Source organism: Streptomyces sp. CO7, from assembly GCF_053474865.1.
Window position 1 is genome coordinate 185,589 of sequence record NZ_JBRIOU010000005.1, and the last position, 2,366, is coordinate 187,954.

Below are 2,366 nucleotides of genomic sequence, written 5' to 3' on the forward strand. Positions count from 1 at the left end.
GGGCAAGGGCTTCGTCCTGGCGATCTCCCGCCGATGGCCGGAGCCGGAGCGGGCCTACCGCCGCTGGCACCGGGAGCGGGCCGGCAACGACTTCGCCCTCGGGGCGGTGCAGCTGGTGCCCGTCCGGCCCGACGTCCAGGTCGCCAACATGGTCGGGCAGCGGGGCATCAGGACCGGCAGCGGGGGCCCGCCCATCCGGTACGACGCCCTCGAACGCTGCCTGAACGCGCTGGCCGGACACGCCCTCGCCCACCAGGCGTCCGTGCACATGCCCCGCATCGGCTGCGGCCTCGCGGGCGGCCGGTGGGAGCGCGTCGAGCCCCTCGTCGCCGCCGCCCTGTGTGCCCGGGACATCGACGTCACCGTCTACGACCACGGCTGAGGGGACGCCTCCTCGCCCGTGGGCAAGCCGATGCCGGACAGGGACGGGCGGTGGCGGCGCGCGCCGAAGCGATGCACGAACCGATGCTGCGAGCAGGGGAGTTCACCACCACCGTGCGACGACTTCTGTGGGCCGGCCCCTTCGGCGCTCAGTACGGGCTCGTCTCGATCCGGGACTTCGGGACCACGGACAATCCGGTGGCCGAGACGGGGGAGGAGGCGGTGATCTTCTCTCCCAGGAAGACGTACGTGGCCACGCGGCCCGACACCGACGGGGACGTCCGGGTCGAGGTGTGGCTGGGGGACCCCGGGCCCGCTCACGGGCACGGGCGTGAAGTGCTGGACGCGGAGATGGAGTTCACGTCCGGAATCGTGTGCGTCGTCGACCCGGTGGACCCGGACAGCGAGACGGTCCGGCTTCCCCGTGCGGGACGGTGGAGGACGCGGGTACGCGTGCAGGGCGCACCGCGTCCGCACACCGTTTCCGTCTTCCTGGGGGAGCGGGACGGCGGGCACCCCGCCTGAGGGTTGTCGGGCCGGGCGGGGCCTGGCCGGGTCACGGCCGCAGGGCGTAGAACCGCATCGGGGAGTTCGGCCGGAAACCGATCCGTGGGTAGACCGGCGCGCCGGCCTCGGTCGCGTGCAGGGTGGCGCGGGTGAGGCCGGTGGCGCGGGCGCCCTCGTGGAGGGCCATGCGGGTGACGGCCTCGCCGTAGCCGCGGCGCTGGTACTCGGGGGCGGTGGCCACCAGGGCGACGAAGAGGCGGCCGTCCGCCTCGACGGCCGCCGCGCAGGTCACGGGGACACCGTCGCGCAGACCGAGGTAGGCGAACACCTCCGTCTTCCACAGCGCGGAACCCGCGATGCCGTCCCGGCCGGCGGCCGGATCGAAGCCGTAGGCGCGGGAGTTGAGGTCCGCGTACGCCGTCAGCTGGTCGTCGGTGGTGACGCGGAGGAAGGTGAGATCGGGGTGCTTCGGCTCGGGGAGGGGCAGCAGGTCCCCGGCCATGCCGGTGCCGGGGAACGCGTACTGCAGGCCCGCCCGCTCCGCCGCCGAGGGGAGTTCCGTCCGGGCGTCGTCCCCGAGCAGGTCCTCGAACAGCCACAGGAAGCCGGGCTGTTCCTTGCCGCGCATCACCTCCGCCGCCTGCCGCAGGCGCTCGTCGAGGAGCGCCGCGTCCACGCCGATCTCGGTGAGGGTGACGGCGTTCCAGAACGGGAATCGGCAGTCGGCCCACCGGACGGCGACCCCGGGGAGGTCGCGCACGTCCGCGTCAGGGGTGCGGTCGAGCACCATGGCCCGCCACACGGTGCGGAGTTGGTCCATCGATTCGGTCGCGTCCGCAAGATCCGTCATGTCACGGCAACCCTTCGCCTCGGAGGTCGGGCACTCGGAAGGCTATGGCCCGCGCGTGGCCGCGGACAGCCCACCGGTACAACGCCCCGACCGCGTACGGGGCCACGGGCAGATCGTCGTGACCCGTCCCGGAGGGCGGGTGGTGCGCACGGTGTCCGTGGTCTGCGTACGGGAACCGCCGCGGTTGAGTAGCGGTACTCAGGAGCCGGCGCGACGGGAGCGGGAGAGTGACCGAAACGGGCCGGTACGCACATCGGCCCTTCGGCGAACGGGACCAGGAGAAGCCATGCGGATCAAGGCACTGTCGCGCAGAGTTCTGGGTCTGACCTTCGGGAGCACCGCCTCGCGGGTCTACCTGGGCGGGCTGGTGACGTTGAAGCTGGTCAGCGAGGTCTCGGACCGGTTCGCTCCGGCACTCGACATGTGGCTCACCGCCCTGACGTCCCCGGTGCGGCTGGTGCTGGATCCGGTGGAGTACCTGGTGACGGCCGACATGACGGGGACGGCCGCGATGGCCGCCTCCGACGTCACCCTCGTGGTGTCCGCGCTGGTCCAGGCCGCCCTGATCGGCTGGGTGGCGGACCGGGTGCGGCGGAGCGACGAGGCGGCGGGGCGGCGGGCGCACGCC

The 2,366-nt window shown here is 73.2% G+C and carries 4 protein-coding genes; 3 read left to right on the forward strand and 1 reads right to left on the reverse strand.

Annotation, left to right across the window (positions count from 1 at the left end; genetic code table 11):
• Both ACOV8S_RS19240 and ACOV8S_RS19245 read left to right on the forward strand, forming a co-directional pair.
• Positions 1 to 382: Appr-1-p processing protein (locus ACOV8S_RS19240; RefSeq protein ID WP_448319042.1), on the forward strand; the 382-nt coding region annotated here is incomplete at its 5' end.
• Positions 383 to 465: 83 nt separating this feature from the next.
• Positions 466 to 906, forward strand: a complete 441-nt coding sequence (locus ACOV8S_RS19245; protein WP_448319043.1) for a hypothetical protein — start codon at positions 466 to 468, stop codon at positions 904 to 906.
• A 31-nt stretch (positions 907 to 937) separates the two neighbouring features.
• On the opposite strand, the gene ACOV8S_RS19250 is transcribed toward ACOV8S_RS19245, so the two are convergent.
• Positions 938 to 1,738, reverse strand: coding sequence for a GNAT family N-acetyltransferase (locus ACOV8S_RS19250; RefSeq protein ID WP_448319044.1), 801 nt, complete (start codon positions 1,736 to 1,738; stop codon positions 938 to 940).
• Positions 1,739 to 2,024: 286 nt separating this feature from the next.
• Here ACOV8S_RS19250 and ACOV8S_RS19255 point away from each other — a divergent pair.
• A partial coding sequence (locus ACOV8S_RS19255) for an SCO4225 family membrane protein (protein WP_448319045.1) occupies positions 2,025 to 2,366 on the forward strand: 342 nt, incomplete at its 3' end.